The organism is Rathayibacter sp. Leaf296 (assembly GCF_001423045.1).
Taxonomy (GTDB): Bacteria; Actinomycetota; Actinomycetes; order Actinomycetales; family Microbacteriaceae; genus Rathayibacter; species Rathayibacter caricis.
Genome location: NZ_LMNR01000002.1, coordinates 142,167 through 168,537 on the forward strand (window position 1 = coordinate 142,167; position 26,371 = coordinate 168,537).

The following is a 26,371-nucleotide window of genomic DNA, read 5'->3' on the forward strand; positions in this document are numbered from 1 at the left end:
TCGGTGTCTTTCGTCGGAAGCGTCGGGAGGAGGGGCCGGGTCAGCTCAGCCGGGCGACGACGGCGTCGCCGATCGCCGAGGTGGCGCGGGCGGAGCCGTCGCGGGACTCGATGTCGGCGGTGACCGCGGCAGTCACGCGGGCGGCCTCGTCGGGCCGGCCCAGGTGGTCCAGCAGCAGGGCCACCGAGAGGATCGCGGCGGTCGGATCGGCGAGCTGCTTCCCGGCGATGTCGGGCGCGGATCCGTGGACCGGCTCGAACATGCTGGGGAACGCGCCGTCGGGGTTGATGTTGCCCGAGGCGGCGAGGCCGATGCCGCCGCTGATCGCGCCGGCCAGATCGGTGAGGATGTCGCCGAAGAGGTTGTCGGTGACGATGACGTCGAACCTAGCAGGGTCGGTCACGAGGAAGATCGTGGCGGCGTCCACGTGGAGGTAATCGACGGCCACGTCCTCGTAGGTGGCCCCCACCTCGTCGACGAGGCGCTTCCACAGCGATCCGGAGAAGACGAGCACGTTGGTCTTGTGCACGAAGGTGAGCTTCGAGCGGCGCTTGCGGGCCAGCTCGAACGCGTGGCGCACCACCCGCTCCACCCCGTAGGCGGTGTTCACCGACACCTCGTTCGCGATCTCGTGCGGGGTGCCCTGCCGGATCGCTCCGCCGTTGCCGACGTACGGGCCCTCGGTGCCCTCGCGGACGACCACGAAGTCGACGTCGCCCGGCGCGGACAGCGGCGACGGGACGCCCGGGTACACCCGCGTCGGCCGCAGGTTCACGTAGTGGTCGAGGGCGAACCGCAGGCGCAGCAGCAGGCCGCGCTCGATGTTCGCGTCCTTCAGGCGCGGGTCGCCGGGCACGCCGCCGACGGCGCCCAGGAGGATCGCGTCGTGCGCCGCGATCGCCGCGAGGTCCTCGTCGGTGAGCACGTCGCCGGTCTCGAGGAACCGGGCCGCCCCGAGCGAGAACGGCGTCTTCTCGATCACCAGGTCGGAGTCGGCGGTGACGGCATCGAGGACCTTCACGGCCTCGGCGATCACCTCCGGTCCGATCCCGTCTCCGGGGATGACGGCGAGCTTCACGGTGCGGGGCATGGGGCATCCTCAGGCGTGCGGGGGCAGTGCGCGAGCAGTGCGGGGCAGAGACGGTCCCAGCGTACTCTCGGGCCGCTCAGCTGCGCCGCAGCCGCCAGGCCGCGACGACCGCCGCGAGCAGCACCAGGCCGACGCCGATCCAGGCCGACCAGCCCACTCCGGCGTCGAACGCGGCGCCGGCCGAGGCCAGCAGGCTCGCGGCGGAGTCGGCGGGCAGCTCGCCCGCCACCGCGACCGCTCCGCCCAGGGTCTCCCCCGCGCGCTGCACCTGATCGGCGTCGAGCCCGGCGGGCAGCACGACTCCGCTGCGGTACGCCGACGTCAGCACCGTGCCCAGCGTCGCCGTGCCCAGCACCGCGCCCAGCTCGTACGCCGTCTCGGACACCGCCGAGGCGGCCCCCGCCTTGTCGGCCGGCGCGTTCGCGAGCACGAGCTCGTTCGACACCGTCTCGGCCGCACCGATGCCCAGGCCGAGGAACGCGAACGCGACGGCGACGGTCAGCGCCGTCGCGCCTCCCTCCGCCCCGCTGCCGATCGCCAGCAGCGCGTAGCCGACCGCCGACACCACGAGTCCGGCGGGCACGACGAGCCGCGGAGTGATGCGGCGCGCGACGGGAACGACGCCGAGCCCCGCCAGGATCATCACCGCGAGCCCCGGCACGAGCACGAGCCCGGCCTGCAGCGGCGAGAGCCCCACGACCAGCTGCAGGTGCTGCGAGACGAAGAAGAGTCCGCCGACGAGCGCCACCACGCTGAGGAGGTTCACCACGATGGCCGCGCTGAACGAGCCGCGGCGGAAGAGCGAGAGGTCGAGCATCGGCACCGCGCGCCGCTGCTGGCGCCGCACGAAGAGCACGCCGCTGACCACGCCGACGACGAGGGCGGTCACGGCGACCGCGTCGACGCCGTGCTCGGCCACGGACTTCACCGCGTAGACGATCGGCGCCATCGTCGCGAGCGAGAGCAGGATGCTGACGACGTCCACGGGTCCCGGCTGCGGGTCGCGCGACTCCGGCACCAGGATCGGCGCGAGCACGACCAGCGGCAGCAGCACGGGCACCGCGAGCAGGAACACCGAGCCCCAGGGGAAGCTCTCGAGCAGCACCCCGCCGACGAGCGGACCGACCGCGGAGCCCACCGCGAACCCGGTCGCCCAGATCGCGATCGCGAGCCGGCGCTGGTCGCGGTTCGGGAACAGGCTGCGCAGGAGCGACAGCGTCGAGGGCATGAGCGTCGCGCCGAAGAGGCCCAGCGCCGCGCGGGCCGCGATGAGCGCGCCGGCCGTCGGAGCGAACGCCGCGGCGATCGAGACGACGGCGAAGCCGATCGCGCCGATCACGAGAAGCTTCCGCCGGCCGACCCTGTCGCCCAGGCTGCCCATCGCCACGAGGAGGCCCGCGAGGACCAGCGGGTACGCGTCGACGATCCAGAGCAGCTCGGTGCCCGTCGGCCCGAGGTCCTCGGCGATCAGCGGCAGCGCGAAGTTGAGCACCGTGTTGTCGACCGAGACCAGCAGCACCGGCAGCATCAGCACCGCGAGGGCGAACCAGGCGCGGCGGCCGACGCGGTCCTCGGCGGGCGCGGCGGAGGTGGGGGGAACGGTGACGGGGGCGGTGCGGGCGGACACGGTGGTGCTCTCTCTCGGATCGACGTCGCGCCGGCACCGGACGGTGCGCAGCGGGCGACTCGAGGAGTATACCGTCCAGCCGGTACAGTAGCGCAAGGCCGACCGTAGGATGGGGCGCATGCCTCCCGCCTCCCCCGCCCGCGACCGCGTCCTCGACGCGTTCGAGGAGCTGCTGAACGAGCAGGGCGAGCGCGCGGCCACCCTCGACGCCGTCGCCCGCGCGGCCGGAGTCTCCAAGGGCGGCCTGCTCTACCACTTCCCTTCGAAGGACGCGCTGGTCGACGGACTCGTCGCGCGGCTCGACGAGCGCCTCGCCGAGGACATCGATCGCATCCGCACGTCCGACGAGGGCGTGGTCCCGTACCTGATCCGCACCTCGTTCGCCGCCGACACCCCCTTCGACCGCACGATCCTCGCCGTCTCGCGCATCGCGCAGGGCCACGACGAGCGTGCGAGCACCGCCCTCGCCCGGATCCACGACAGCTGGAACGACGTCGTCGTCGAGGCCGTCGGCGATCCGCTGGTCGCCCGTGCGATCGTCCTGATGAGCGACGGCCTCTACTACAACTCCGCCCTGCTGCCCACGGGCCAGCAGTCGCGCGGCGAGGCCGAGGACGTCCTCGCGGTCATCGACCGCCTCCTGGCCCCGCGCGGCGACTGAGCGCACCGGCACCGCGCCGACGACGGAGCCCGCCCCGCGACGGTGCGCGGGACGGGCTCGGGTCGTGCTCGCGACGGGGCTACTGCTCCGTGATGTCGATCTCCTGCATGATGTCGGCGTCGATGGCGACGCGGACCTTCTCGAGCAGGCCCGCCGGCGCCGGCGAGTCGATGGTGATCACCGAGAGGGCCTTGCCGCCCGCCTCGGTGCGCGCGATCTGCATCCCCGCGATGTTGACGGAGGCCTCGCCGAACTCGCGCCCGTAGACCGCGACGATCCCCGGGCGGTCGACGTAGCTCATCACGACGTGGTGCTTCGCGATCGGCACCTCGACGTCGTAGCCGTTGACGGCGACGAGCTTCTCGACCTGCTTGGTGCCGGTGAGCGTGCCCGAGACCGAGATCTGCGAGCCGTCCGAGAGGGCGCCGCGCAGCGTGATCAGGTTGCGGTACTCGTCCGAGACGCCGTCGGTGATCAGGCGCACCTCGATGCCGCGCTGCTCGGCGAGGACGGGCGCGTTCACGTAGGAGACCGTCTCGGACACGACGTTGGTGAAGACGCCCTTGAGCGCCGCGAGCTTGAGCACCTTGACGTCGTACGCGGCGAGCTCGCCGCGCACCTCGACGTCGATGGAGGTGACGGGCGAGTGCGCCAGGCCCGCGAAGACCTGGCCGAGCTTCTCGACCAGCGGGATGCCGGGGCGCACGTACTCGTCGATCACGCCGCCGGCGACGTTGACCGCGTCCGGCACGAGCTCGCCCGAGAGCGCGAGGCGCACCGACTTGGCGACCGAGACGCCCGCCTTCTCCTGCGCCTCGTCGGTCGACGCTCCGAGGTGCGGAGTGACGACCACGTTCTCGAGGGCGAGCAGCGGCGAGCCGGCCGGCGGCTCCTTCACGAACACGTCGAGTCCGGCGCCGGCGATCGTGTTGGCGACCAGGGCGCGGTGCAGGGCGTCCTCGTCGATGAGGCCGCCGCGCGCCACGTTCACGATGTACGCGGTGGGCTTCATCAGCGCGAGCTGCTCGTCCGAGATCATCCCCGTGGTCTCGGGGGTGCGCGGCATGTGGATGGTGATGAAGTCGCTCTTCGCCAGGAGCTCCTCGAGCGGCAGGAGCGTCACTCCGAGCTGCTGCGCGCGGGCGCTCGTCACGTAGGGGTCGTACGCGACGACGTCGACTCCGAACGCCTGCAGGCGCGCGGTGATGAGCGCGCCGATGCGGCCGAGGCCGATGATGCCGACGGTCTTCTCGTAGAGCTCGGTGCCGGTGTACTTCGACCGCTTCCACAGGCCCTGCGCGAGCGCGCTGTGCGCCGCCGGGATGTGGCGGGCGAGGCTCAGGATGTGGCCCACGGTCAGCTCGGCGGCCGAGATGATGTTGGAGGTCGGCGCGTTGACGACCATGACACCGGCGGCGGTCGCGGCGGTGATGTCGACGTTGTCGAGACCCACTCCCGCGCGCGCGATCACCTTGAGCGAGGGCGCGGCGGCGATGGCCTCGGCGTCGACCTGAGTCGCCGAGCGGACGAGGATCGCGTCGGCGGTGCCGAGCGCCTCGAGCAGCGCCGGGCGGTCGGTGCCGTCCACGGAGCGGATCTCGAAGTCGGGACCGAGGGCGTCGACGGTGGCGGGCGAGAGTTCTTCGGCGATCAGGACGACCGGCTTTGTCACGAGTGCGCTTCCTTCGGGGAGGGGACGGTGCGGGCACCGGACGCGGGCGTCGCGGGAGCCCCCGCCACTGTAGCGGAGCCCCACCACCGGGCTCGGCCGTATGACGTCGCACTCCCCGCGGTGACGACGGTCCGCTCAGCCCAGCGAGACGAGGCTCGCGAAGCCGAAGACCTGCTGCACGTCGAGCGAGAGCACGGCCGAGAGGCAGAGCGCCGCGACCAGGAGTCCCGCCCGCGCGGCGACTCCTCGGCGCCGTCCGAGCAGCAGCGCGACGGCGAAGCACACCACGGGCAGCGCGAGCCCGAGCAGCAGCACCGTCCATCCGGTCGCGTTGAGATCGGTGTTCAGCCCCGCGGCGTAGGCGCGGATGCCCACGAGGTTGCCGATCGCCTCCCACACGTCCCACGCGAACAGGGCCCCGAACAGCACGGCGATCAGCACCGAGAGCGCGAAGCGCTTCCCCCGGCCCTCGCGCCGGCCGCCCAGGGTGGCCTTCGTGGCGGTCTCGTCGCTCATCCTCACGCCCCCTTCAGGAACGGCAGCGGAGCGAGCAGCACGAGTCCCGCGACCAGCCAGAGCACGCGGGTGCGCACCCGGGCGTCCCGCGTGCCGAGCAGCGTCGCGGTGAACCAGGCGACGGGAGCGGCGACGGCGAGCCACAGCCCGAGGCCGTAGAGCGCCCCGCCGACCGCATCGCCGGCGAAGGTGGCCGCGATCGCGGCGTTCTGTCGGGTGGCCGAGATCATCCACGCGATCGTGTACAGCAGGTAGACGCCGGCGGTGACCCCGGTCGCGATCAGAAGCACGGAGGAGGCGGCCGCGGCGTCGAGCTCGGACGTCCCGTCCTCCTCCGGCTCGTCCTCGCGCAGCTCCTCCGGGAGCGGCTCCTCGGTCTCGTCCTCGAGCGCCGGTCGCTCCTGGGGCGCCGAGCGGACCGCGCGGGGCGGACGCCGCCGCGTCGTCCCCGGCCCCGCCGCGAGCGTCGGGTCCTCGTCCTCGCCCGCCCAGCTGAGCGCGTCGTCGTCCCTGGCATCGATCACCCCGACACCCTAACCGCGCCCGGCTCCCAGGCGGCTCGGAGTGAGGGGTCACCGCTCGGACACCTGCTCGCCACCGCCCGGTCTCCCCCACCCGCGATCCTCCCCGGATGGGGGAACGCACTGCGGCGGCCGGCGAGCGGCGCTACGTCGCGATCGGCGACTCCTTCACCGAGGGCGTCGGCGATCCGCATCCGCGACTGCCCAACGGAGTCAGGGGCTGGGCCGACCGCGTCGCCGACCGTCTCGCGAAGGCCGAGCCGGGCTGGGAGTACGCGAACCTCGCCATCCGCTCCAAGCGCCTCGCGCAGATCCGCGACGAGCAGCTCGAGCCCGCTCTCGCGCTGCGGCCCACGCTCGTGACCCTCTACGCCGGCGGCAACGACATCCTCGACCTCGGCACCGACATGGAGGTGCTGGTCCGGCGGTACGAACGCCTCGTCGACGACCTCGCCACCACCGGCGCGGTGCTCGTGCTCTTCACGGGCTTCGACATCCCCGGACTGCCGGCGCCGCGGATGTTCGTGCGCCGCAATCGGATCTACAACAGCGCGGTGCGCCGCATCGCCCGCGAGCGCGGCGCGGTCCTCGTCGACTACTGGCGGATGCAGGCGTTCCGCGAGCCGATGATGTGGTCGCCCGATCGGATGCACCTCTCCCAGCGCGGCCACCGCTACCTCGCCGCGCGCGTGCTCGACACCCTCGGAGTGCCGCACTCGATCTCGGACGGACCGTGGGATCCGCCCGAGCCGCTCACTCCCCTCGAGTGGCTGCGCGACCAGCAGCGCTGGACGACGGACTGGGTGCTCCCCCTGGTCGGCCGGAAGATCCGGCGCGTCACCCTCGGCGACCACCTGGCGCCCCGCTGGCCGGAACCGGTGCGCGTGCCACCGAAGGGCGGCCTGCGCCGCCTCGCGCGGGAGGCCGGGAGCTAGGGCCCGTCAGCTCAGCAGTGGCAGCACCAGCACCGGGAGCAGCACGGCGGCCAGCATCACGATCGGAGCCGCCCGTCCGGCGGCGGGGCTCGCCGGCGCCGCCCTCCGTGATGCTCCGGGCAGAGCACGCCGGTCGATCGCGGCCACTCCCCCGCGGACCGACAGCGGCCCCTCCTCGAGGTCCCCCGGCCACAGCTCGACGAGCAGGCGACGGCTCCGCGCCAGCTGCGCGTCGCCGACGCGCGCGAGGGCGATCGGCACGGCGTTCGCCTGGGAGGATCCGATGCCCGCCCCGGCCCCGGCGGCGGCGAGCACGGCGGCCGCGAGGACGAACCGCTCCTCTCCGCTGATGAGGAGGGTCGCGAACAGCAGGAGCAGGCCGGCGCCCGCCGTGGCGACGCCCGCGATCGAGAGCAGGGCGACCAGCACCGAGCGCTTCCAGAGGCCGGCCGCGGCGCTCCGCGTCCGCGCCTCGGCGCGCTCGGCGGCCGACGGGCTGAGGATGCTCGCGAGGTCCGCCGGAGTCAGAGCGTCCTCGGGCAGACGCACGTCGAACGGCAGATCGCGGTCCCCTGCAGGTCGCTCCGGTCGAAGTCCGCCGGCACGGGCCACGCCGCCGCCGTGAACCGCCGCGCAGCACGGTCGGAGTGCCGACGGAGCTGCGACGCCGTCACGACCAGCGTCGTCGCCGCGATGAGCGCGAGCGGCAGAGCGGCGAGGGTGCGCAGCAGCGGCGGAGACGACTCCAGGATCCCGCCGGACAGCAGCGCGAGCGCCGCCGCGAGACCCGCTCCCGCGAGCCCGCACAGCACGACCCCCGCCGAGACCCCGTACGACAGCCCGTCCCGGATCGCCGCCGCCCTCTCGTCCCACTGCCGCAGCCGCCGCGCCCGTCGCTCCATCCGCCCCACGCTACCCGCCGCCCCGAGGGAGCCCCGGACGCGAGGGAACCCCGACCCGTCGAGGGATCCCGCTGGAGCGGGTTCCTTCGACGGTCCGGGGTTCCCTCGGTCCGTCAGACGTCAGTGCGTCAGCGGGCGACGCTGCCGTCGGTGTAGTCCGTGTCGGTCTGCTTCCAGGCGAAGAGCTTGCGCAGCTCGCGGCCGGTCGCCTCGATCGGGTGCTGCTCGCCCTTGGCGCGCAGCTCCTGGAACTCGGGCGCTCCGGCGTCCTGGTCGGCGATGAAGCGCTTCGCGAACGCGCCGCTCTGGATGTCGCCGAGGACCGCCTGCATGTTCGCCTTGACGCTGGGGTCGATGACGCGGGGGCCCGACACGTAGTCGCCGTACTCGGCCGTGTCGGAGACCGACCAGCGCTGCTTGGCGATGCCGCCCTCCCACATCAGGTCGACGATCAGCTTGAGCTCGTGGAGCACCTCGAAGTAGGCGATCTCGGGCTGGTAGCCCGCCTCGACGAGGGTCTCGAAGCCGTACTGGACGAGCTGCGAGGTGCCGCCGCAGAGCACGGCCTGCTCACCGAACAGGTCGGTCTCGGTCTCCTCGGTGAAGGTCGTCTTGATGACGCCCGCGCGGGTTCCTCCGATGGCCTTCGCGTACGACTTCGCGGTCTCCCAGGCGGTGCCGGTCGCATCGTTCTCGACGGCGATGATGTCGGGGATGCCGCGGCCGGCGACGAACTCGCGGCGCACGGTGTGGCCGGGGGCCTTCGGCGCGATCAGGATCACGTCGACGCCCGCGGGGGCCTCGATGTAGCCGAAGCGGATGTTGAAGCCGTGCGCGAAGGCGAGCGTCTTGCCCTCGGTCAGCTTGTCGGCGATCTGCTCGCTGTAGATCGCGCGCTGGTGCTGGTCCGGCGCGAGGATCATGATCAGGTCGGCCCAGTCGGCGGCGTCGGCGACGCTCTTGACCTCGAAGCCGTCGTCCTCGGCCTTGGCGGTCGACTTCGACCCGTCCTTGAGCGCGATGACGACCTGGACGCCGGAGTCGCGGAGGTTCTGCGCGTGGGCGTGGCCCTGCGAGCCGTAGCCGACGATGGCGACCTTCTTGGCCTGGATGATCGAGAGATCGGCGTCGGTGTCGTAGATGAGCTCGGTCACGTGGTGTGTCCTTTTCTGTTGAGGAGTGGTCGCGGTCAGTTCTTGAAGACGCGCTCGGTGATCGACTTCGAGCCGCGCCCGATGGCGAGCAGGCCCGACTGCGCGATCTCCTTGATGCCGTAGGGCTCGATGACGCGGAGGAAGGCGTTGGTCTTCCCGGAGTCGCCCGTCACCTCGATGACGAGGGCGTCGGTCGCGACGTCGACCACGCGGGCGCGGAAGAGATTCACGGCCTCGAGCACCTGCGAGCGGGTGACGTTGTCGACGCGCACCTTCACGAGCAGGTGCTCGCGGTGCACCGACTGGTCGGGGTCGAGCTCGACGATCTTGATCACGTTGACGAGCTTGTTGAGCTGCTTCGTGACCTGCTCGAGCGGGAGGTCCTCGACGTCGACGGCGACCGTGATGCGCGACAGTCCGTCGAGCTCGGTCGGGCCCACGGCGAGGGACTCGATGTTGAAGCCGCGGCGGGCGAAGAGCCCGGCGACACGGGTGAGCAGTCCCGGCTTGTCCTCGACGAGCAGGGAGAGAACGTGGTGCGTCATGCGGTCTACTCCTCGTCGTCCCAGGTCGGGCTGTGGTCTCTGGCGTACTGGACGTAGCTGTTCGAGACGCCCTGGGGCACCATCGGCCACACCATCGAGTCGCGGCTGACCACGAAGTCGATGACCACGGGGCGGTCGTTCGTCGCGATCGCGAGGCGGATCGCGTCGTCGATCTCCTCGGGCTTCGTGACCCGGATGCCGAGCGCGCCGTACGCGTCGGCCAGCTTCACGAAGTCGGGCACCCGCACGGTGTCGTGTCCGGTGTTGAGGTCGGTGTTGGAGTAGCGGCCCTCGTAGAAGAGGGTCTGCCACTGCCGCACCATGCCGAGCGAGGAGTTGTTGATCACCGCGACCTTGATCGGGATGTCGTTGATCGTGCAGGTGGCGAGCTCCTGATTGGTCATCTGGAAGCAGCCGTCGCCGTCGATCGCCCACACGACACGGTCGGGCTCGCCGACCTTGGCGCCCATGGCGGCCGGGACGGAGTAGCCCATGGTGCCGGCGCCGCCCGAGTTCAGCCACGAGTTGGGGCGCTCGTACTTGATGAACTGAGCCGCCCACATCTGGTGCTGGCCGACGCCGGAGGCGAAGACGCCCTCGGGGCCGGTGATCTCGCCGATGCGCTTGATCACGTACTGCGGAGAGAGCTGGCCGTCGGCCGGCTCCGTGTAGCCGAGCGGGAACTCCTCCTGGAGGCCCTGGAGGTAGGACCACCACTCGGAGGTGTCGGGAGCGCCGCCGTCGATCACCTTGGCATAGGCGTCGGTGAGGTCGGGCAGCACGTCCTTGAGGTCGCCCACGATCGGCACGTCGGCGGTGCGGATCTTGGAGATCTCGGCGGGGTCGATGTCGACGTGCACGACCTTCGCGTGCGGGGCGAAGAGCGCCGCCTTGCCGGTCACGCGGTCGTCGAAGCGCGAGCCGAGCGCGAGGATCAGGTCGGCCTCCTGCAGCGCCAGCACCGCGGGGACGGTGCCGTGCATGCCGGGCATGCCGAGGTGCTGCTCGTGCGAGTCCGGGAACGCGCCGCGGGCCATCAGCGTGGTGACCACCGGGGCGCCGGACGTCTCGGCGAACGCGAGGAGCTCGGCCGAGGCGCGGGCGCGGATGATGCCGCCGCCCACGTACAGCACCGGCTTCTTCGACTCGGCCAGCAGCTGCGCCGCGGCCTGGATCTGCTTGCCGTGCGCCTTGGTGACCGGGCGGTAGCCGGGCAGGTCGATCTTCGGCGGCCAGAGGAACGGCGCCTCGTTCTGCTGCGCGTCCTTCGTGATGTCGACGAGCACAGGGCCGGGACGGCCGGTCGTGGCGATGAGGGCGGCGGAGGCGAGCGCCTGCGGGATGTCCTCGGGTCGCGTGACCAGGATCGAGTGCTTCGTGATCGGCATGGTGATGCCGACGATGTCCGCCTCCTGGAAGGCGTCGGTGCCCATCAGCGTCGAGAAGACCTGACCGGTGATCGCGAGCATCGGGACGGAGTCCATGTAGGCGTCCGCGATCGCCGTGACGAGGTTCGTCGCTCCGGGGCCGGATGTCGCGATGCAGACGCCGAGCTTGCCGGTCGCCGAGGCGTAGCCCTCGGCGGCGTGGCCGGCGCCCTGCTCGTGGCGGACCAGGATGTGGCGGATCTTCGACGAGTCCATCAGCGGGTCGTAGACCGGGAGGATCGCGCCGCCGGGCAGGCCGAAGACGTCCTCGATCCCGAGCATCTCGAGCGAGCGGACGACCGCCTGCGCTCCGGTGAGGGTCTCGACCGCGGGGGCCGGGGCCGCTGCGGACGCGGCGGGGCGGGGTGGCTGGGGCGTGGGTGCGGGATGCACGGCGGACGGGTCCGGGGTCATGCGGGTGTCGTTTCCTTCGAGAGGGAGTGCGGCGGCGGGCCCGGGACCGCGAGGTCCTGGACGCGGGAGGCGCGAGTGCGCGGCCGGCGGGAGCGGGCCGGGGTCACCCGGTGGTGGCGCCCACGGCCGCCGAGCGCACGAGCTTGGCGTACTTGGCGAGGACACCGCGGGTGTAGCGCGGAGGAAGGGGGGCCCAGCCTTCTCGGCGGGCGGCGAGCTCGGAGTCGTCGACAAGTAGGTCGATCGAGCGAGCGGCGATGTCGACCCGAATCGGGTCCCCATCGCGCACGAATGCGATGGGACCTGCGTCCACCGATTCGGGTGCTATGTGTCCGATGCACAGGCCGGTTGTGCCGCCTGAGAATCGTCCGTCGGTCAAGAGTAGTACATCTTTTCCGAGGCCCGCGCCCTTGATGGCGGCGGTGATGGCGAGCATCTCGCGCATCCCCGGGCCGCCCTTGGGGCCCTCGTAGCGGATGACCACCACGTCGCCCTTCTCGATCTCGCCGTTCGTCAGCGCGTCCATCGCGGCGCGCTCGCGCTCGAAGACGCGCGCGGGGCCCTCGAAGACGGAGGCGTCGAAGCCCGCCGTCTTGACGACCGCGCCCTCGGGGGCGAGCGAGCCCTTGAGGATCGTGAGGCCGCCGGTCGCGTGGATCGGGTTGTCGAGCGTGCGGATGACCTCGCCGTCCAGCGGCGCGATGTCCATCGCCGCGAGGTTCTCGGCGACCGTCTTGCCGGTGACCGTCAGGCAGTCGCCGTGCAGGAGTCCCGCGTCCAGCAGCGCCTTCATGACGGCGGGCACGCCGCCGTGGCGGTCGACGTCGTTCATGACGTACTTGCCGAAGGGCTTGAGGTCGCCGATGTGCGGGATCGTGTCGCCGATGCGGTTGAAGTCGTCGATCGTGAGGTCGACCTCGGCCTCGTTGGCGATCGCGAGCAGGTGCAGGATGACGTTGGTCGAGCCTCCGAAGGCCATCGCGACGGCGATGGCGTTCTCGAACGCCTCCTTCGTCAGGATGTCGCGCGCGGTGGTGCCGTTGCGCAGCAGCTCCACGACGGCCTCGCCGGACTTGCGGGCGAAGTAGTCGCGGCGGCGGTCGGCCGCGGCGGGCGAGGCCGAGCCGGGCAGGCTCATCCCGAGCGCCTCGGCGACGCTGGCCATGGTGTTCGCGGTGTACATGCCGCCGCACGAGCCCTCGCCCGGGGCGAAGGCGCACTCGATGCGCTTGGCGTCCTCCTCGGACATGATCCCGGCCTTCACGCCGCCGACCGCCTCGAAGGAGTCGATGATCGTGATGTCCTTCTCGGTGCCGTCCGAGAGCTTGACCCAGCCCGGGGCTATCGATCCGGCGTAGACGAAGACGGCGGCGAGGTCGAGTCGCGCGGCGGCCATCAGCATGCCGGGCAGCGACTTGTCGCACCCGGCGAGCATGACGGTGCCGTCGAGGCGCTCGGCCATCATCACGGTCTCGACGGAGTCGGCGATGACCTCGCGCGAGACGAGCGAGAAGTGCATGCCCTCGTGGCCCATCGAGATGCCGTCCGACACCGAGACGGTGCCGAACTGCAGCGGGTACCCGCCGCCCGAGTGCACGCCCTCCTTCGCGGAGCGCGCGAGGCGCTCGAGGGAGAGGTTGCAGGGGGTGATCTCGTTCCAGGAGGAGGCGATCCCGATCTGGGGCTTCTCCCAGTCGTCGTCGCCCATTCCGACGGCGCGGAGCATCCCGCGGGACGTCGTGGCCTCGATGCCGTCCGTGACGGTGCGCGAACGAGGCTTCCAATCGATTTCCGGCATGTGACGAGGCTACCGCCTCGCGGCCCCTGCTCCGGCGCTCCCGGGCGCCCCGATCGCGCTCCTCGTCAGGCCGAGGCGCCGCGGAACTCCGCCAGCAGCGAGAGCACGTGCGCGACCTGCTCCGGACCCCGCACGCGGTACGCCGCGGAGGTGGTGCCCGGCCCGCTCTTCACGCCCACGTCGCCCGCCCGCATCACGGCGAAGGCGTCCTCGTCGGTCACGTCGTCGCCCGCGTAGAGCACCGCGGTGGCGCCGGTGTAGCGGCGCAGGTGCTCGACGGCCTCGCCCTTGGTCGTGGAGCGCACCGAGAACTCGAGCACGTTCTTGCCCTCTCGCACGTGGACGCCCGCGACCTCGGCGCGCGCCTCAGAGAGTGCGACGACGTGCGCGACCCTGCTGTGCTTGTCGGTGGCGAGACGGGTGTGCAGGGCGAAGCCGGCCGGCTTGTCCTCGATCCAGACGTTGTCGATCCCGCGGGCGATGCCCTTGAGCACGCCCTCGAGCCGGTCGACCTTCGCGAGTTCGACGGGGTTCAGACGCACGGCGTCCTCATCGGGGTCGAGCCGGATCTCCACTCCGTGGGAGCCGACGAGCAGGGCCGCGTCGGGCAGCTGCGACACCTCCTCCAGGCTCTCGAGCGCGCGACCCGAGACGAGGGCGACGCGGGTGCCGGGCAGGTCCAGGAGGCGCAGCACGGCCTCGCGCGCCTCGGGCAGGGCTCGGGCGCGCGCCGGGTCGTCGACCTCCGGGGCGAGGGTGCCGTCGAAGTCGAGGGCGACGAGGAGCCGGCCGGTCGCCGCCAGCTCGCGCAGAGCGAGGACGAGGCGGTCGGGGACGCCGGGGAGGTGCGGGTCGACGGGCGAGGGGGTGACGGTGCTCATCGCGCCTCCGCCTCCTTGCCGCGCTCGGAGTCCTCGCGGTGCTCGGCCTCCTGCCCGACGGGGGCCTCCTGGCCGCGCGCCGCCGGCCGCACGTCGAGCTGCTGGCCCGCGGCGTGCTCGGTGAGCGCCGAGAGGAAGCTCTCGGACCAGCGCGCGACGTCGTTCTCGAGGACCCGGCGGCGCAGGGCCCTCATCCGCCGCGTCTTCTCGGCCCGCGGCATGCGTGCGGCGGCCTCCATCGCGTCCTTCAGCCCCGAGATGTCGTGGGGGTTGATCTGCACCGCCTGCTTCAGCTCGTCGGCGGCTCCGGTGAACTCGCTCAGCACCAGCACGCCGTCGTTGTCGAAGCGCGAGGCGACGTACTCCTTGGCGACGAGGTTCATCCCGTCGCGCAGCGCCGTGACGAGCATCACATCGGCGGCGAGATAGAGGGCCACCATCTCCTCGCGGGGGTAGCCGTGGTGGAGGTAGCTGATCGCCGGGTGCCCGATCCTGCCGTAGTCGCCGTTGATCCGGCCGACCTGCAGCTCGATGTCGTCGCGCAGCTGGCGGTAGGTGTCGACGCGCTCGCGGCTGGGGCTCGCGACCTGCACGAGCACGGCGTCGGCGGTGCTGAGGCGCCCGTCGGCGAGGAGCTCGCCGAACGCCTTCAGCCGGTGGCCGATGCCCTTGGTGTAGTCGAGCCGGTCGACGCCGAGCATGATCACCTCGGGGTTCCCGAGCTCGTCGCGGATCTCCTTCGCGCGCGCCTGGATCTCGGGCGTGCGGGCCATCTCCTCGAAGAAGGCCGAATCGATCGAGATCGGGAAGTGCCGGGCGACCACGGGCCGCACGCTCGCTCCCCGGCGGGAACGGTTGACGCGCCGGGTGCCGCCGGCGGCCTCGTCCTCGACCGGGACCTCGACGACGGTGCTGCGGGTGTCGTAGCCGAGCAGTCGCCGCACCGCCCGGAGGAAGCTGCCCGCGTCGCCCTGGCGCTGGAAGCCGATGACGTCGGCGCCCAGCAGGCCCTCGACGATCTGCTTGCGCCACGGCAGCTGGGCGAAGATCCCGTAGGGCGGGAACGGGATGTGGTTGAAGAAGCCGATCGTGACGTCGGGGCGGAGCTCGCGGAGCATCTTGGGCACGAGCTGCAGCTGGTAGTCCTGCACCCAGACCACGCCGTTCTCCTCCGTCACCGCGGCGGCGGCCTCAGCGAAGCGCCGGTTGACCCGCACGTACGCGTCCCACCAGTCGCGGTGGTAGGTGGGGGGCGCGATGACGTCGTGGTAGAGCGGCCAGAGCGTGTCGTTCGAGAAGCCCTCGTAGTAGTCCTCGAGCTCCTGCGCGCTGAGGGCGACGGGCACGATCAGCACGCCGTCGTTCTCGAACGGGGCGACGACCTCGTCGGCGACTCCCGGCCAGCCCACCCAGGCGCCCTCGTTCGCCCGCATCACGGGCTCGAGCGCGGTCACCAGGCCTCCGGGGGACGTCTTCCACGACGCGGTGCCGTCCTCGGCCGTCACACGGTCGACGGGCAGCCGGTTGGACACCACCACGAACGCGTTGCGCGGCGCCGGAGCACCGTCCTGGAGATCGGGAACTGCGTGCTCGGAGATGGTGTACCCCTCGTCGAATCGGGTCGTCGTGGACCCCAGGAGGCTACCAGCCCCTCTCGAACGGGTGTCGGACAGGAGATGTCCTCCCGCCGCCTACCCCTGCGTCAGTGCGAGGGCGAGCACGGCGCCGCCGACCGTCGGAACGACCGCGACGAGACCGAGCAGCGCGTACTGCGTCCACGAGATCCGGACGCCCATCGCCGTCAGCCGCTGGTGCCAGAGCAGGGTCGCGAGCGACGCCCACGGCGTGATCAGCGGGCCGGCGTTGACGCCGATCAGCAGGGCGACCAGGCGCACCGGATCCGCGGCCACGGGTTCGAGGGCGAGGTACGCCGGCAGGTTGTCGACGAGGTTGGCGGCCACGGCGCCGGAGCCGGCGAGACGCAGCAGGTCCGCGACTCCGCCGCCCTGCCCCGCGACCACGGCGAGCGCCGCCCCCAGCCCGAGCTGGTGCGCCGCCTCCATCGCGACGAAGAGGCCCGCGGCGAAGACGACGAGCTGCCACGGGAGGAGCGAGGCGCGGAGCGCGCGGGGCCGGCGCACCGCGAACAGGGCGACCAGCACCAGCGCCGCAGCCGTGGCGGGGATCCACACCTCCAGACCGGACACCAGCGCGGGCAGCAGGACGGCCACCACGACGCCGGAGCCGACGAGCAGCACCCGGTCCTCGATCGGGGTCCGCTCCCCCGTGCGGTACCGGCCCGCCAGCTCGCGGCGGTACCGGAGGGCGAGCACCAGCACCGGGACCGCGGCGGCCACCAGGGCGGGCAGGGCGGTGAGCGCGGCGAACTCGAGCGGCCCGTCGACGCCGAGCCGCCGCTCCGCGAGCAGGTTCGTGAGATTCGACACGGGCAGCAGGAGCGACGCGCAGTTCGCCAGCCAGACCGTCGCCATCGCGAACGGCAGGGGCGACACCTTCACGTGCGCCGCGAGCAGCACCACGACGGGTGTCAGCAGCACCGCGGTCGTGTCGAGCGAGAGGAAGACCGTGCTCAGCACCGCCAGGAGCACGACGAGCAGCCAGAGAACGGCCGTCCGGCCCCGGCCCCAGACGGCGGCGCGCTCGGCGACCACGGTGAAGACGCCCGCCTCCGAGGCCAGCTCGGCCACCACCGTGACCGCCACCACGAAGGCGAGGATCGGACCGGTGCGCTCGACGAGCTCGCCCAGCGCCTCGGGAGGGAGGACTCCCGTGAGCACCGCCACCGCTCCGAGCAGGAGCAGGACCACCCCGATGACTGCGGTGCGCATGCTGTTCCGTTCCTCCCGGCGCCCGGATGCTGCCGGGCGGCGGTCCACGGTAGCGGGAGGACGGGTCCGTCCTGTCAACCGCTCCGGGCATCGCGGCGGCACCGGTAGCGTCGTCGTGAACACCGGGAGGCAATCGATGCGCAAGTTCATCCTCAACTCGAGCGTCATCAGCGCGCTGGTCGGCGGCTGGTCGATTCTTCAGACGACCCGCAAGGGGCCGCGCGACTGGCGACTCGTCCTGCAGTGGATCAGCTGGGCGATCGCCGTGGCGGTCGCCTTCGGATCCGTCTCCTACGACTCCCAGGAGCTCGCCAAGGAGGAGAAGGGCAAGAAGCGCGATCGCTGATCGCTGATCGCGCCCGCTGACGCGCCGTTCGCCCTGTGCGGCGGCGTGTCAGCGACCCTCCTCCCTGCTCCCCCGCGACACTGGTCTCAACTGTTGGTCGCACGGGAATCGGGGTTCGTCATGAGGTTTCGTCTGAGGCGCCGCCCGCCGGTCCCCGAGGTCGTCGCGGCCCCGGCGCTCACGCAGGACGAGCTCTTCGCCGTCGTGCACGAGCGCCTCGCCGCGTTCGTCGGCTCCGACGGGGCGTGGGTCGTCACGCGCCGCAGCCACGACGACCGCGATCCGATCTTCCACGGGATGCTCGCCCGGTCCCTCGCGCACGAGCTCGCCGGAGCGATCCAGGCGCAGCAGCTGCGCGCAGGGGTCGCGGAGACCGCGAACCCCGTCACCTCGGCGATCCCGGTGATGCGCGCCTCGACCCCGCCCGTCGAGACGGAGCCGGCGGCCCTCACCTGGGAACCGAAGCCGATCGCCGTCTGGGCCGAGCCCGACGCGCCCGCGCAGCTCCCGGCCGCCGCGAGCCGCTAGGCCCCGCCGCTCAGACCTGCTTCCAGCCCTCCGGGCCCCCGCTGCCCGCGGGGTACTCGTCGAGCGGCACGGCGCCCGAGCGCCAGGCGTCGAGTGCCGGCTGCACGATCCGCCAGCACTCCTCGGCCGCGTCCCCGCGCACCGAGAGCGACGGGTCGTCGTCGAGGATCCCCGACAGCACCTCGCCGTAGGCCAGCAGCTCGCCGGCTCCGAAGGTCGCCTCGAGCGACGCGCGCTCGAGCGTGTAGGGGTCGCCGGGACCGTTGATGTTGAGCTCGAGCGCCATCTTGTCCGGAGCGAGGAACAGCCGCAGCACCGAGGGCGACTCCGTGCCGTGGAAGCCGCTGGGGAGGTGCGGCACGGGCTTGAAGCGGATGACCACCTCGCGGCGGCGCTCGCCCAGCGCCTTGCCGGAGCGCAGCGTGAAGGGCACGCCGGCCCAGCGCCAGGTGTCGATCTCGACCGTGAGCTCGGCGAGCGTCTCGGTGCCGCGCTCGGGGTCCACGCCCTCCTCCGAGGCGTACGCGGGGAGCTCGCGTCCGTCGACGGACCCGGCGGTGTACCGCGCCCGGCGAGAGCCCTCCTCCTCGCGGATCCGCGTGGCGCGCAGCACGATCCCCTTGGCGTCGCGCAGGTCGGCGGCGTCGAGCGTCGACGGCGCCTCCATGGCGACGACCGCCAGCACCTGCAGCAGGTGGCTCTGGATCATGTCGATCAGGGCACCGGCGCCGTCGTAGTAGCCGGCGCGCCCCTCCAGCCCGAGCTGCTCGTCGTAGACGATGGCGACGCTCTCGATGTGCTCGGCCGACCACAGCGGCTCGAGGATCCGGTTGGCGAAGCGCAGGCCCAGCAGGTTCATCACGGTGGCGCGGCCGAGGAAGTGGTCCACGCGGTGGACCCGCTCCTCGGGCACGAGGGCGGCGAGACGCTGGTTCAGGGCGCGGGCGCTCTCCTCATCGACGCCGAAGGGCTTCTCGAGCGCGAGCACGGTGCCCGCGGGCAGGTCGTGCGCGGCGAGCGCGTCGCACGCCTTCGCGGCGATCGCGGGCGGCAGGGCGAAGTAGATCGCGACCGGTCCCTCGCAGCTCGCGAGCAGCGCGGCGAGCGCCTCCGGATCGGCGACGTCGATCTGCTGGTACCGGGTGCCGGCCACCATCTCGTCGGCGCCGGTGCCGCTCGTCTCGACCGTCGCGAGCGAGGTGGAGAGGACCTCGTGCCAGTGCTCCTGCGTCCAGTCCTCGCGACCGGCGCCGACGAGCTGCAGCCTCCGGTCGGGTTCGCGCGTCAGCAGCTGGCCGATCGCGGGGAGCAGGAGCCGGGAGGAGAGGTCCCCCGTCGCTCCGAGGATGAGCAGTGTCGAGACCGAGTGCGTCATGCGGCTCACCCTACGGCGCGGTCGGGGACCGACGCTCCGCCTTGACGGGGAGTGCCCGGCTCGTGCTGAGAGGATCCCTGCATGGTCTCCCCGATCGAGGACTACGCGGTCCTCTCCGACTGCCGCACCGCCGCTCTCGTCTCCCGCGACGGCGGCATCGACTGGCTCTGCCTCCCGCGCTTCGACTCCCCGTCCGTCTTCGGCGCCCTTCTGGGCGGTGACGAGCAGGGGCGCTGGTCCCTGCGGCCGGTCGATCCCGACGCCCGCGTCGAGCGGCGGTACCTCGGCGACACGCTCGCCCTGCTCACCCGCTGGACGACGTCGAGCGGAGTGGTGGAGGTCACCGATGTGATGCCCCTGCGCGACGACCGGGCCGAGCTCGTGCGCCGGGTGCGCGGCGTCTCGGGCACGGTGCGGATGCGGCAGGAGCTGCGGCTCCGCTTCGACTACGCGCGGGTCGTGCCGTGGGTGCGGCAGGAGGGCACCGAAGACGCCCCGCTGCTCGTCGCCGTCGCGGGACCGGACGCGGTCGTCGTCCGCGGTGTGCGGCTGACGGCGACCGACCACGTCCACAGCGCCGAGTTCGACGTCGCCGCGGGTGCCGTCACCGATCTCTCGATGGCTTGGTTCCCCTCCCATCACCGCTCCCCCAGGGCCCTCGACGTCGATCGGGCTCTCGAGAGCACGCTGGCCTGGTGGTCGGAGTGGGCGGGATCGATCCGCTACGACGGCCCGTACCGCGAGGCGGTCGTGCGCTCCCTGCTCACGCTCCGCGCCCTCACCGACGACCAGACGGGCGGCATCGTGGCCGCCGCGACCACGTCGCTCCCGGAGGAGTTCGGCGGCAGCCGCAACTGGGACTACCGCTACGTCTGGCTCCGAGACGCCGCGCTGACCCTGCAGGCGCTGCTCGCGCACGGCTTCGAGCAGGAGGCGCAGAAGTGGCGCGCCTGGCTGCTCCGCGCGGTGGCCGGCGATCCGGCCGACGTGCAGATCATGTACGGCATCGCGGGTGAGCGGGACCTCGCGGAGCGCACGATGCCGAGCCTGCCCGGGTACGACGGAGCCTCGCCCGTGCGGATAGGCAACGCGGCGGTCGACCAGTACCAGGCCGACGTCATCGGCGAGGTCATGGTCGCTCTGCACGAGGCGCGCACCGCGGGTGTCGACGAGAACCGGTTCTCGTGGCCGCTCCAGCGCGCCCTTCTCGGCTTCGTCGAGGAGAACTGGCAGCGACCCGACAACGGCATCTGGGAGATCCGCGGGGAGCCGCGCCACTTCACGCACTCCCGGGTCATGATCTGGGCCGCGCTGGACCGCGGTGTGCGCGCGGTCCGCGAGCACGGCCTCGACGGCCCGGTCGAGACCTGGGAGGCGCTGCGCGACGAGGTGCGCGCCGAGATCGACGCGCAGGGCTTCGACGCCGAGCGCGGTCACTTCGTGCAGTCCTACGGATCGACGGAGGTCGACGCGTCGCTCCTCGTGCTGCCGATGGTCGGCTACGTCGACGCCGACGATCCGCGGATGACCGGCACCGTCGCCGAGCTGGAGCGCACGCTCCTGCACGACGGGCTGCTGCACCGCTACCGCACCGAGTCCTCGGTCGACGGCCTGCCGGGCGGCGAGCACCCGTTCCTCGCCTGCTCGTTCTGGCTCGTCCGGCAGTACGCCTCCTCCGGACGCCTCGACGACGCCCGGACGCTGATGGACCGGCTGGTGTCGCTCGCGAACGACGTGGGCCTGCTCTCGGAGGAGTACGACGTCGAGAACCGCCGCCACGCGGGCAACACTCCGCAGGCGCTCTCGCACCTCGCTCTCGTGCAGGCCGCCGACGCGATCGCGGCGAGCCGATGAGCGCGCGCCGGCGCCGGCCGCTCCGGATCGTGCTGCTCGCTCTCGGCGGGCTGCTCGCGGTCGCCGTGCTCGGCTTCCTCACCTGGTCCTCGATCGTCCTCGGGCCGGACGAGGCGGCCCTCGAGCGCGTGCGGGCCGATCCCGGAGTGAGCGTCGAGCGCACCGACTCCGCGATCGTGATGACCCCGACCGGCGGCGCGTCGGGCGAGGGTCTCGTCTTCGTGCCGGGTGCCAAGGTCGATGCGGAGTCGTACGAGGCGACCCTCGCCCCGCTCGTGGCGGAGGGCGTCACGGTCGTCGTCACGCGCCCGATCCTCAACCTCGCCTTCTTCGACCTCCGTTCGCTCGAGAGCTTCACCGACCAGGCGGAGGGGGTCGACGAGTGGTTCGTCGGCGGTCACTCCCTCGGCGGCGTGAAGGCCTGCCAGTGGGCGGGAGGCGACGACGTCGCCGGCCTCGTGCTGCTGGGCAGCTACTGTGCGAACGACCTCTCGGAGAGCGGCCTCCCCGTCCTCAGCGTCAGCGGATCGGAGGACGGACTGAGCACCCCCGCGAAGGTCGTCGCCGCCCGCGACCTGCTGCCCGCCTCCGCGGAGTCCGTCGAGATCGAAGGCGCGAACCACGCCGCCTTCGGCTGGTACGGCCCGCAGCCGGGCGACGGCGTCGCGACGATCGGCCACGAGGAGTCGGATGCGCAGCTGGCCGAGGCGCTGACCGCGTTCCTGACGGCGGAGCGCTGAGCGGGCGCGGATCCGGGGCGGCTTGACTTCGAGCGCGCTCGAAGTCCTAGGGTGACGCCATGTCCACCACCTCCCTCGCCGAGGCGCCCGCCGCCGACGTGCTGTCGATCTCGGAGGTCGCCGCGGCGACCGGTCTCACCGTGCACACGCTGCGCTACTACGAGCGCGTCGGGCTCATGCTCGAGCCCGTCGAGCGGGCGTCGTCGCGGCACCGGCGCTACAGCCCCTCGGACGTCGGCTGGGTGGACTTCCTGACCAAGCTCCGCGCCACGGGGATGCCGATCGCGCGCTTCCGCGAGTACGCCGGTCTGCTCAGGATCGGTCCCGCGAGCGAGCCCGAACGGCTCGCCCTCCTCCGGGCGCACCGCGCCGAGGTCGAGGAGCAGCTCGCACGGACGCACCGCAGTCTCGCCGCGATCGACATCAAGATCGCGGCCTACCAGGAGAGGACCACCTCGTGAAGAAGATCACCCTCGGCGCCGGCGACCCCGGAACCGCCCTCGACGTCTCCCGCCTCGGCCTCGGCGCCATGGGCATGTCCGCCTTCTACTCCGGTGCCGGAACCGATGACGCGGAGTCGATCCGCACCCTGCACCGCGCCGTCGACCTCGGCGTCGTCTTCATCGACACCGCCGAGATCTACGGCCCGTTCACCAACGAGGAGCTCGTCGGCCGCGCCCTCGCCGACCGCCGCGACGAGGTGGTGATCGCCAGCAAGTTCGGCATGATCCAGCACCGCGGCTCCGGCGAGCGCGGCCTCGACGGCTCCCCCGAGAACCTCCGCCTCGCGGTCGAGGGGTCGCTGCAGCGCCTCGGCACCGACCGCATCGACCTCTACTACCAGCACCGGATGGACCCGGGCGTGCCGATCGAGGAGACGGCCGGCGCCTTCGCCGAGCTGATTCAGGAGGGCAAGATCCGGGCCTACGGGCTGTCGGAGGCGGCGCCCGCGACGATCCGCCGGGCGCACGCCGTGCATCCCGTCACGGCCGTTCAGTCGGAGTACTCGCTCTGGACGCGCGACCCCGAGGCCGAGGTGCTGCCGCTGCTGCGCGAGCTCGGCATCGGCTTCGTGCCCTACTCGCCTCTGGGCCGCGGCTTTCTCACCGGAGCCATCCGCTCCGTCGACGCGCTGGGCGACGACGACTTCCGCCGCTCCAACCCGCGCTTCGCGGACGGGAACCTCGAGGCGAACATCCGCATCGTGGAGGAGGTCGACCGGGTCGCGGCCGAGGTCGGCGCCACGTCGGCGCAGGTCGCGCTCGCGTGGCTGCTCGCGCAGGGCGACGACATCGCGCCGATCCCCGGGACGAAGCGCGTGTCGCGGATCGAGGAGAACGCGGCGGCGGATGCGCTGGTCCTGACCGGGCAGCAGCTCGCGGCGCTCACGGCCATCGAGCCGCCGGTGGGCGAGCGCTACGCCGACATGTCCTCGATCGGACGCTGACCGGCAGCGGAGGCCGCCTGCGGGAGGCGACCTCCGCTCGCGTCAGTCGGGCCGCCGGGTATCGCGCAGGTCGATCAGGCCGGTGAACAGCGCGCCGCGCTCGTTCGACGCGGCGTCCCCCGAGAACAGGTTGTCCGGAGTCGCGTGCTGGCGCGGCGGCGTCGGCCGGGCCGCGCCGTTCGCTCCGGCCTCCTGCCGCTCCATCTCGACGCGCTGGCGGGGCAGGGCGACCGGGCCGCTCTCGTGCAGCCACTGCACGAGCCGCTCGCGCACGTAGCAGCGGAGGTCGAACAGCGTCGGCGCGTCCTTCGCGGTGACGAGCACCCGGATCCGCACGAAGCCGCCGACCGCGTCGGTCACCTGGAGGACGCTGACGCGCTGGTCCCAGAGGTCGGTCTGCTCGAGGATCCGGTGCAGCTCCTCGCGCATCTCGTCCGGGCGCACGCGCCAGTCGAGATCGAGCTCGACCGCGCCGAGCAGCTCGGAGCCGGTGCGGGTCCAGTTCTGGAACGGCTGCGTGGTGAAGTAGTTCGTCGGCAGCACGAGGCGGCGGTCGTCCCAGAGGTGCACCACGACGTAGGTCAGCGTGATCTCCTCGATCCGCCCCCACTCTCCCTCGACGATCACGACGTCGTCGAGGCGGATCGCATCGCTGAAGGCCAGCTGCACTCCGGCGAAGATGTTCGTGAGGCTCGACTGCGCGGCGAGGCCCGCCACGATCGAGAGCACACCCGCCGAGGCCAGGAGGCTCGCTCCCGCGGTGCGCGCCTGCGGGAAGGTCAGCAGCGCGGCTCCGATCGCCACGACCACGACGGCGGCCACTGCGACGCGCCGGATGATCGTCATCTGGGTCCGCAGGCGGCGGGCCCGGCGGTTGTCGACGGTGTCGGTGCGGTAGCGCTCGGCGCCCAGATCCTCCAGGAAGACGAAGAGCGCGCCGACCAGCCAGGCCGACGCTCCGATCGTCGCGATCTGGAAGATCCGGTCGACGAGCTCAGGAGCGACGTCGCCGGTCACCGTCGCGGCCAGCGCGATCCAGACGGCGATCGTCAGCAGGAGCACGCGGAACGGGATGCGGACGCGGCGGATGAGCAGCCGCGCCCAGACCTTGCGCTTGCCGATCATGCGGATCGCGAGGGCGACCACGGCGGTCACGACCACGGCGATCACCACGGCGACGGCGACCGCGAGTGCGATGCCGCCGATCTCGGGGAGGACGTCTTCGGGCACGTCGGTCCTTTCGTCGGGGAGGGATCGGGCGAGCGGTCCTGCCTCCCCCGGACGCGCCGGGGACGGCACGGCGCCGGGCGACGTCGTGCGGATGCCCGGGCGCGGACGGGGAACGGCGCGACGCGGCTCCAGGGAGAGCCGGACGCGAGCCGCTCGCGCGTGGGGCGACCGCGCCCCGGAACGACGAAACGCCCGCCGGAGGGGCGGGCGTCTCGGGTGGTGCACCCCCTCGGACTTGAACCGAGAACCCACTGATTAAGAGTCAGTTGCTCTGCCGATTGAGCTAGAGGTGCGTGGCGATGCTGCCGTGATCCGGAGGAAACATGCTTTCCGAACCGAGGAATCACATTAGCAGTGGCTCCCCCCGTCTCGTCAAATCGGAGCGTCGACGGCGGGGCGCACCCGGCCCGGGCCGCCCGCGACGGACCCGCTCAGTATCGTGGAGCCGTGACTCCGAGCCTCGACGACGACCTCCGCCTCGCCCTCCGCCTCGCCGACGCGGCCGACGCCGTCTCGAGCGAGCGGTTCCTCGCGAGGGACCTCGTCGTGACCACCAAGCCCGACCGCACCCCGGTCACCGACGCCGACCGCGCCGTCGAGGAGACGATCCGCGGGATCCTCGGCGAGGAGCGGCCCGAGGACTCGATCCTGGGCGAGGAGTTCGGCACCTCGGGCGAGGCGTCCCGCCAGTGGATCCTCGATCCGATCGACGGCACGGCCCACTTCCTCCGCGGCGTGCCGATCTGGGCCACGCTCATCGCCCTCGCGGTCGACGGCGTCCCCGTCGTGGGCGTCGTCTCGGCGCCCGCCCTCGGCAAGCGCTGGTGGGCCGCGAAGGGCTCCGGCGCGTGGACGGACGAGAGCACCGGAGCCGTGGGCCGGATCGAGCTGCCGGACGAGCTGCGCGGCGTCCTGGCCGCCCCGGCGGTGCAGCAGCCGCGCCGGATCCGGGTCTCGGGCATCGCCGACCTGGCCGACGCGACCTTCAGCTACAACAGCATCCAGCAGTGGGACGGCGCCGGTCGCCTCGATCAGCTGCTCGAGCTGGCGCGCGGCGTCTGGCGCGACCGCGCGTACGGCGACGCCTGGGCGTACATGCTCGTCGCCGAGGGCCTGCTCGACGGCGCGGGCGAGTTCGACGTGAAGCCCTACGACCTCGCGGCCCTCGTGCCGATCGTCGAGGAGGCCGGCGGCCGGTTCACCTCGGCCGACGGCGAGGCCGGGCCGTGGCACGGCAGCGCGCTGGCGACGAACGGCGTCCTGCACGACGAGATCCTCGCGATCGTGGCGGCTCGATGAGGCGCCGCCTCTCCCTCCTCGCCGGCGCCGCCGTCGTCCTGGCGCTCGCCTCCTGCTCCTCGGTCGTCGGCTCCGACTCCCCCGACGCCGTCCGGGACGAGGCCGGAGCCGTGGTGGCGGCGGGCGTCGTCGACGCGTTCTCGGTGCGGAGGGGCGACTGCCTGCTCGCTCCCGACGGCAGCCGCGTCGCCGACGTCGAGCTCGTGCCGTGCGCCGACGTGCACGACCTGGAGGTGTTCCACGCCTTCGCGCAGCCCGGTGACGACTACACGAGCCGGAACACCCTCCTCGCCCAGGCGAAGGCCGCGTGCGATCTGGAGTTCCCGGCCGCGATCGGCGTCGCGTACGGCGCCTCCGCGCTGGAGTACCGCAGCATCGTGCCCTCCGAGTCGAGCTGGAGGCACGGCGACCGGACGATCCTCTGCGCGGTGTTCGACCCCACCACGGGGCCCGCCGCCGGCACACTCTTCGGCGCCGCGCGCTGACGCTGCGCACCACCGCGACCGCAGGGTCGTCCGTCAATCCCTGCCCCGGACCCGTTGACACGCGCCAGCAGTCGG

General features: G+C 72.4%; 26 protein-coding genes and 1 tRNA gene. 10 read left to right on the forward strand and 17 right to left on the reverse strand.

Annotated elements, in window-relative coordinates; genetic code table 11:
- Positions 1-40: 40 nt before the first annotated feature.
- Complete coding sequence (locus ASF46_RS10960) at positions 41-1,090, reverse strand: 3-isopropylmalate dehydrogenase (RefSeq protein ID WP_056867657.1); 1,050 nt, start codon at positions 1,088-1,090, stop codon at positions 41-43.
- A gap of 76 nt (positions 1,091-1,166) precedes the next feature.
- On the reverse strand, positions 1,167-2,717 hold the full coding sequence (locus tag ASF46_RS10965) for an MFS transporter (protein WP_056867658.1): 1,551 nt from the start codon (positions 2,715-2,717) through the stop codon (positions 1,167-1,169).
- A 118-nt stretch (positions 2,718-2,835) separates the two neighbouring features.
- On the opposite strand from ASF46_RS10965, the gene ASF46_RS10970 reads away from it, so the two are divergent.
- On the forward strand, positions 2,836-3,378 hold the full coding sequence (locus ASF46_RS10970) for a TetR/AcrR family transcriptional regulator (RefSeq protein WP_056867659.1): 543 nt from the start codon (positions 2,836-2,838) through the stop codon (positions 3,376-3,378).
- A gap of 79 nt (positions 3,379-3,457) precedes the next feature.
- Here ASF46_RS10970 and serA read toward each other — a convergent pair whose 3' ends face one another.
- The 3 genes from serA to ASF46_RS10985 form a co-directional block, all read right to left on the reverse strand.
- Entirely contained in the window at positions 3,458-5,050 is a 1,593-nt protein-coding gene (gene serA / locus ASF46_RS10975; RefSeq protein WP_056867660.1) for a phosphoglycerate dehydrogenase, read from the reverse strand.
- Between the two features lie 135 nt (positions 5,051-5,185).
- Complete coding sequence (locus ASF46_RS19150; RefSeq protein ID WP_056867661.1) at positions 5,186-5,566, reverse strand: hypothetical protein; 381 nt, start codon at positions 5,564-5,566, stop codon at positions 5,186-5,188.
- Between the two features lie 2 nt (positions 5,567-5,568).
- The gene (locus ASF46_RS10985) at positions 5,569-6,090 is read right to left on the reverse strand and encodes a hypothetical protein (RefSeq protein ID WP_056867662.1); all 522 of its coding nucleotides are present in this window, start codon (positions 6,088-6,090) and stop codon (positions 5,569-5,571) included.
- A gap of 107 nt (positions 6,091-6,197) precedes the next feature.
- On the opposite strand from ASF46_RS10985, the gene ASF46_RS10990 reads away from it, so the two are divergent.
- Positions 6,198-7,022, forward strand: coding sequence for an SGNH/GDSL hydrolase family protein (locus ASF46_RS10990; RefSeq protein WP_056867663.1), 825 nt, complete (start codon positions 6,198-6,200; stop codon positions 7,020-7,022).
- 6 nt (positions 7,023-7,028) lie between these two features.
- On the opposite strand, the gene ASF46_RS10995 is transcribed toward ASF46_RS10990, so the two are convergent.
- The 9 genes from ASF46_RS10995 to ASF46_RS11035 form a co-directional block, all read right to left on the reverse strand.
- Positions 7,029-7,571, reverse strand: coding sequence for a hypothetical protein (locus ASF46_RS10995; RefSeq protein ID WP_056867664.1), 543 nt, complete (start codon positions 7,569-7,571; stop codon positions 7,029-7,031).
- Positions 7,547-7,924 carry a hypothetical protein gene (locus tag ASF46_RS11000; RefSeq protein WP_056867665.1) on the reverse strand — a complete coding sequence of 126 codons (378 nt, stop codon included), beginning with the start codon at positions 7,922-7,924 and terminating at the stop codon, positions 7,547-7,549. The genes ASF46_RS10995 and ASF46_RS11000 overlap by 25 nt, the downstream gene beginning before the upstream one ends.
- Positions 7,925-8,052: 128 nt before the next feature.
- The gene (ilvC, locus tag ASF46_RS11005) at positions 8,053-9,078 is read right to left on the reverse strand and encodes a ketol-acid reductoisomerase (protein ID WP_056867666.1); all 1,026 of its coding nucleotides are present in this window, start codon (positions 9,076-9,078) and stop codon (positions 8,053-8,055) included.
- A 35-nt stretch (positions 9,079-9,113) separates the two neighbouring features.
- A complete protein-coding gene (gene ilvN, locus ASF46_RS11010; RefSeq protein WP_055793566.1) occupies positions 9,114-9,623 on the reverse strand; it encodes an acetolactate synthase small subunit in 510 nt (169 codons plus the stop codon).
- A gap of 5 nt (positions 9,624-9,628) precedes the next feature.
- Positions 9,629-11,464 carry an acetolactate synthase large subunit gene (locus ASF46_RS11015; RefSeq protein WP_056867667.1) on the reverse strand — a complete coding sequence of 612 codons (1,836 nt, stop codon included), beginning with the start codon at positions 11,462-11,464 and terminating at the stop codon, positions 9,629-9,631.
- Between the two features lie 103 nt (positions 11,465-11,567).
- Positions 11,568-13,262 carry a dihydroxy-acid dehydratase gene (gene ilvD, locus ASF46_RS11020; RefSeq protein ID WP_056867668.1) on the reverse strand — a complete coding sequence of 565 codons (1,695 nt, stop codon included), beginning with the start codon at positions 13,260-13,262 and terminating at the stop codon, positions 11,568-11,570.
- 65 nt (positions 13,263-13,327) lie between these two features.
- Positions 13,328-14,143, reverse strand: a complete 816-nt coding sequence (otsB, locus tag ASF46_RS11025; RefSeq protein WP_056867669.1) for a trehalose-phosphatase — start codon at positions 14,141-14,143, stop codon at positions 13,328-13,330.
- Complete coding sequence (locus ASF46_RS11030) at positions 14,140-15,675, reverse strand: alpha,alpha-trehalose-phosphate synthase (UDP-forming) (protein WP_055793923.1); 1,536 nt, start codon at positions 15,673-15,675, stop codon at positions 14,140-14,142. Before ASF46_RS11030 ends, otsB begins: the two co-directional genes overlap by 4 nt.
- 159 nt (positions 15,676-15,834) lie before the next feature.
- Positions 15,835-16,992, reverse strand: a complete 1,158-nt coding sequence (locus ASF46_RS11035; RefSeq protein WP_056867670.1) for an SLC13 family permease — start codon at positions 16,990-16,992, stop codon at positions 15,835-15,837.
- Positions 16,993-17,128: 136 nt separating this feature from the next.
- Here ASF46_RS11035 and ASF46_RS11040 point away from each other — a divergent pair, with 136 nt between their 5' ends.
- Together ASF46_RS11040 and ASF46_RS11045 are read left to right on the forward strand one after the other, a co-directional pair.
- A complete protein-coding gene (locus tag ASF46_RS11040) occupies positions 17,129-17,338 on the forward strand; it encodes a hypothetical protein (protein WP_056867671.1) in 210 nt (69 codons plus the stop codon).
- Positions 17,339-17,458: 120 nt separating this feature from the next.
- Positions 17,459-17,866, forward strand: coding sequence for a hypothetical protein (locus tag ASF46_RS11045; protein ID WP_056867672.1), 408 nt, complete (start codon positions 17,459-17,461; stop codon positions 17,864-17,866).
- Positions 17,867-17,876: 10 nt separating this feature from the next.
- On the opposite strand, the gene ASF46_RS11050 is transcribed toward ASF46_RS11045, so the two are convergent.
- The gene (locus tag ASF46_RS11050; protein ID WP_200919707.1) at positions 17,877-19,241 is read right to left on the reverse strand and encodes a glucose-6-phosphate dehydrogenase; all 1,365 of its coding nucleotides are present in this window, start codon (positions 19,239-19,241) and stop codon (positions 17,877-17,879) included.
- A gap of 81 nt (positions 19,242-19,322) precedes the next feature.
- On the opposite strand from ASF46_RS11050, the gene ASF46_RS11055 reads away from it, so the two are divergent.
- From ASF46_RS11055 to ASF46_RS11070, 4 genes are read left to right on the forward strand one after another with little or no spacing between them, the layout of a single operon-like run.
- Positions 19,323-21,095 carry a glycoside hydrolase family 15 protein gene (locus ASF46_RS11055; protein WP_056867674.1) on the forward strand — a complete coding sequence of 591 codons (1,773 nt, stop codon included), beginning with the start codon at positions 19,323-19,325 and terminating at the stop codon, positions 21,093-21,095.
- Positions 21,092-21,835 carry an alpha/beta hydrolase gene (locus tag ASF46_RS11060; RefSeq protein ID WP_056867675.1) on the forward strand — a complete coding sequence of 248 codons (744 nt, stop codon included), beginning with the start codon at positions 21,092-21,094 and terminating at the stop codon, positions 21,833-21,835. The genes ASF46_RS11055 and ASF46_RS11060 overlap by 4 nt, the downstream gene beginning before the upstream one ends.
- A gap of 59 nt (positions 21,836-21,894) precedes the next feature.
- On the forward strand, positions 21,895-22,296 hold the full coding sequence (locus tag ASF46_RS11065; RefSeq protein ID WP_056867676.1) for a MerR family transcriptional regulator: 402 nt from the start codon (positions 21,895-21,897) through the stop codon (positions 22,294-22,296).
- Positions 22,293-23,282, forward strand: coding sequence for an aldo/keto reductase (locus ASF46_RS11070; RefSeq protein WP_056867677.1), 990 nt, complete (start codon positions 22,293-22,295; stop codon positions 23,280-23,282). Before ASF46_RS11065 ends, ASF46_RS11070 begins: the two co-directional genes overlap by 4 nt.
- A 42-nt stretch (positions 23,283-23,324) precedes the next feature.
- On the opposite strand, the gene ASF46_RS11075 is transcribed toward ASF46_RS11070, so the two are convergent.
- Together ASF46_RS11075 and ASF46_RS11080 are read right to left on the reverse strand one after the other, a co-directional pair.
- Positions 23,325-24,512: a mechanosensitive ion channel family protein gene (locus ASF46_RS11075; protein WP_235576928.1), complete on the reverse strand. Its 1,188-nt coding sequence runs from the start codon at positions 24,510-24,512 to the stop codon at positions 23,325-23,327.
- A gap of 217 nt (positions 24,513-24,729) precedes the next feature.
- Positions 24,730-24,805: transfer RNA gene (locus tag ASF46_RS11080), tRNA-Lys, on the reverse strand.
- 154 nt (positions 24,806-24,959) lie between these two features.
- Between ASF46_RS11080 and ASF46_RS11085 the strand changes: the two genes are divergently transcribed.
- Both ASF46_RS11085 and ASF46_RS11090 read left to right on the forward strand, forming a co-directional pair.
- The gene (locus ASF46_RS11085; RefSeq protein ID WP_056867678.1) at positions 24,960-25,811 is read left to right on the forward strand and encodes an inositol monophosphatase family protein; all 852 of its coding nucleotides are present in this window, start codon (positions 24,960-24,962) and stop codon (positions 25,809-25,811) included.
- Positions 25,808-26,296, forward strand: a complete 489-nt coding sequence (locus tag ASF46_RS11090; RefSeq protein ID WP_056867679.1) for a septum formation family protein — start codon at positions 25,808-25,810, stop codon at positions 26,294-26,296. Before ASF46_RS11085 ends, ASF46_RS11090 begins: the two co-directional genes overlap by 4 nt.
- The last annotated feature ends 75 nt before the right edge of the window (positions 26,297-26,371 follow it).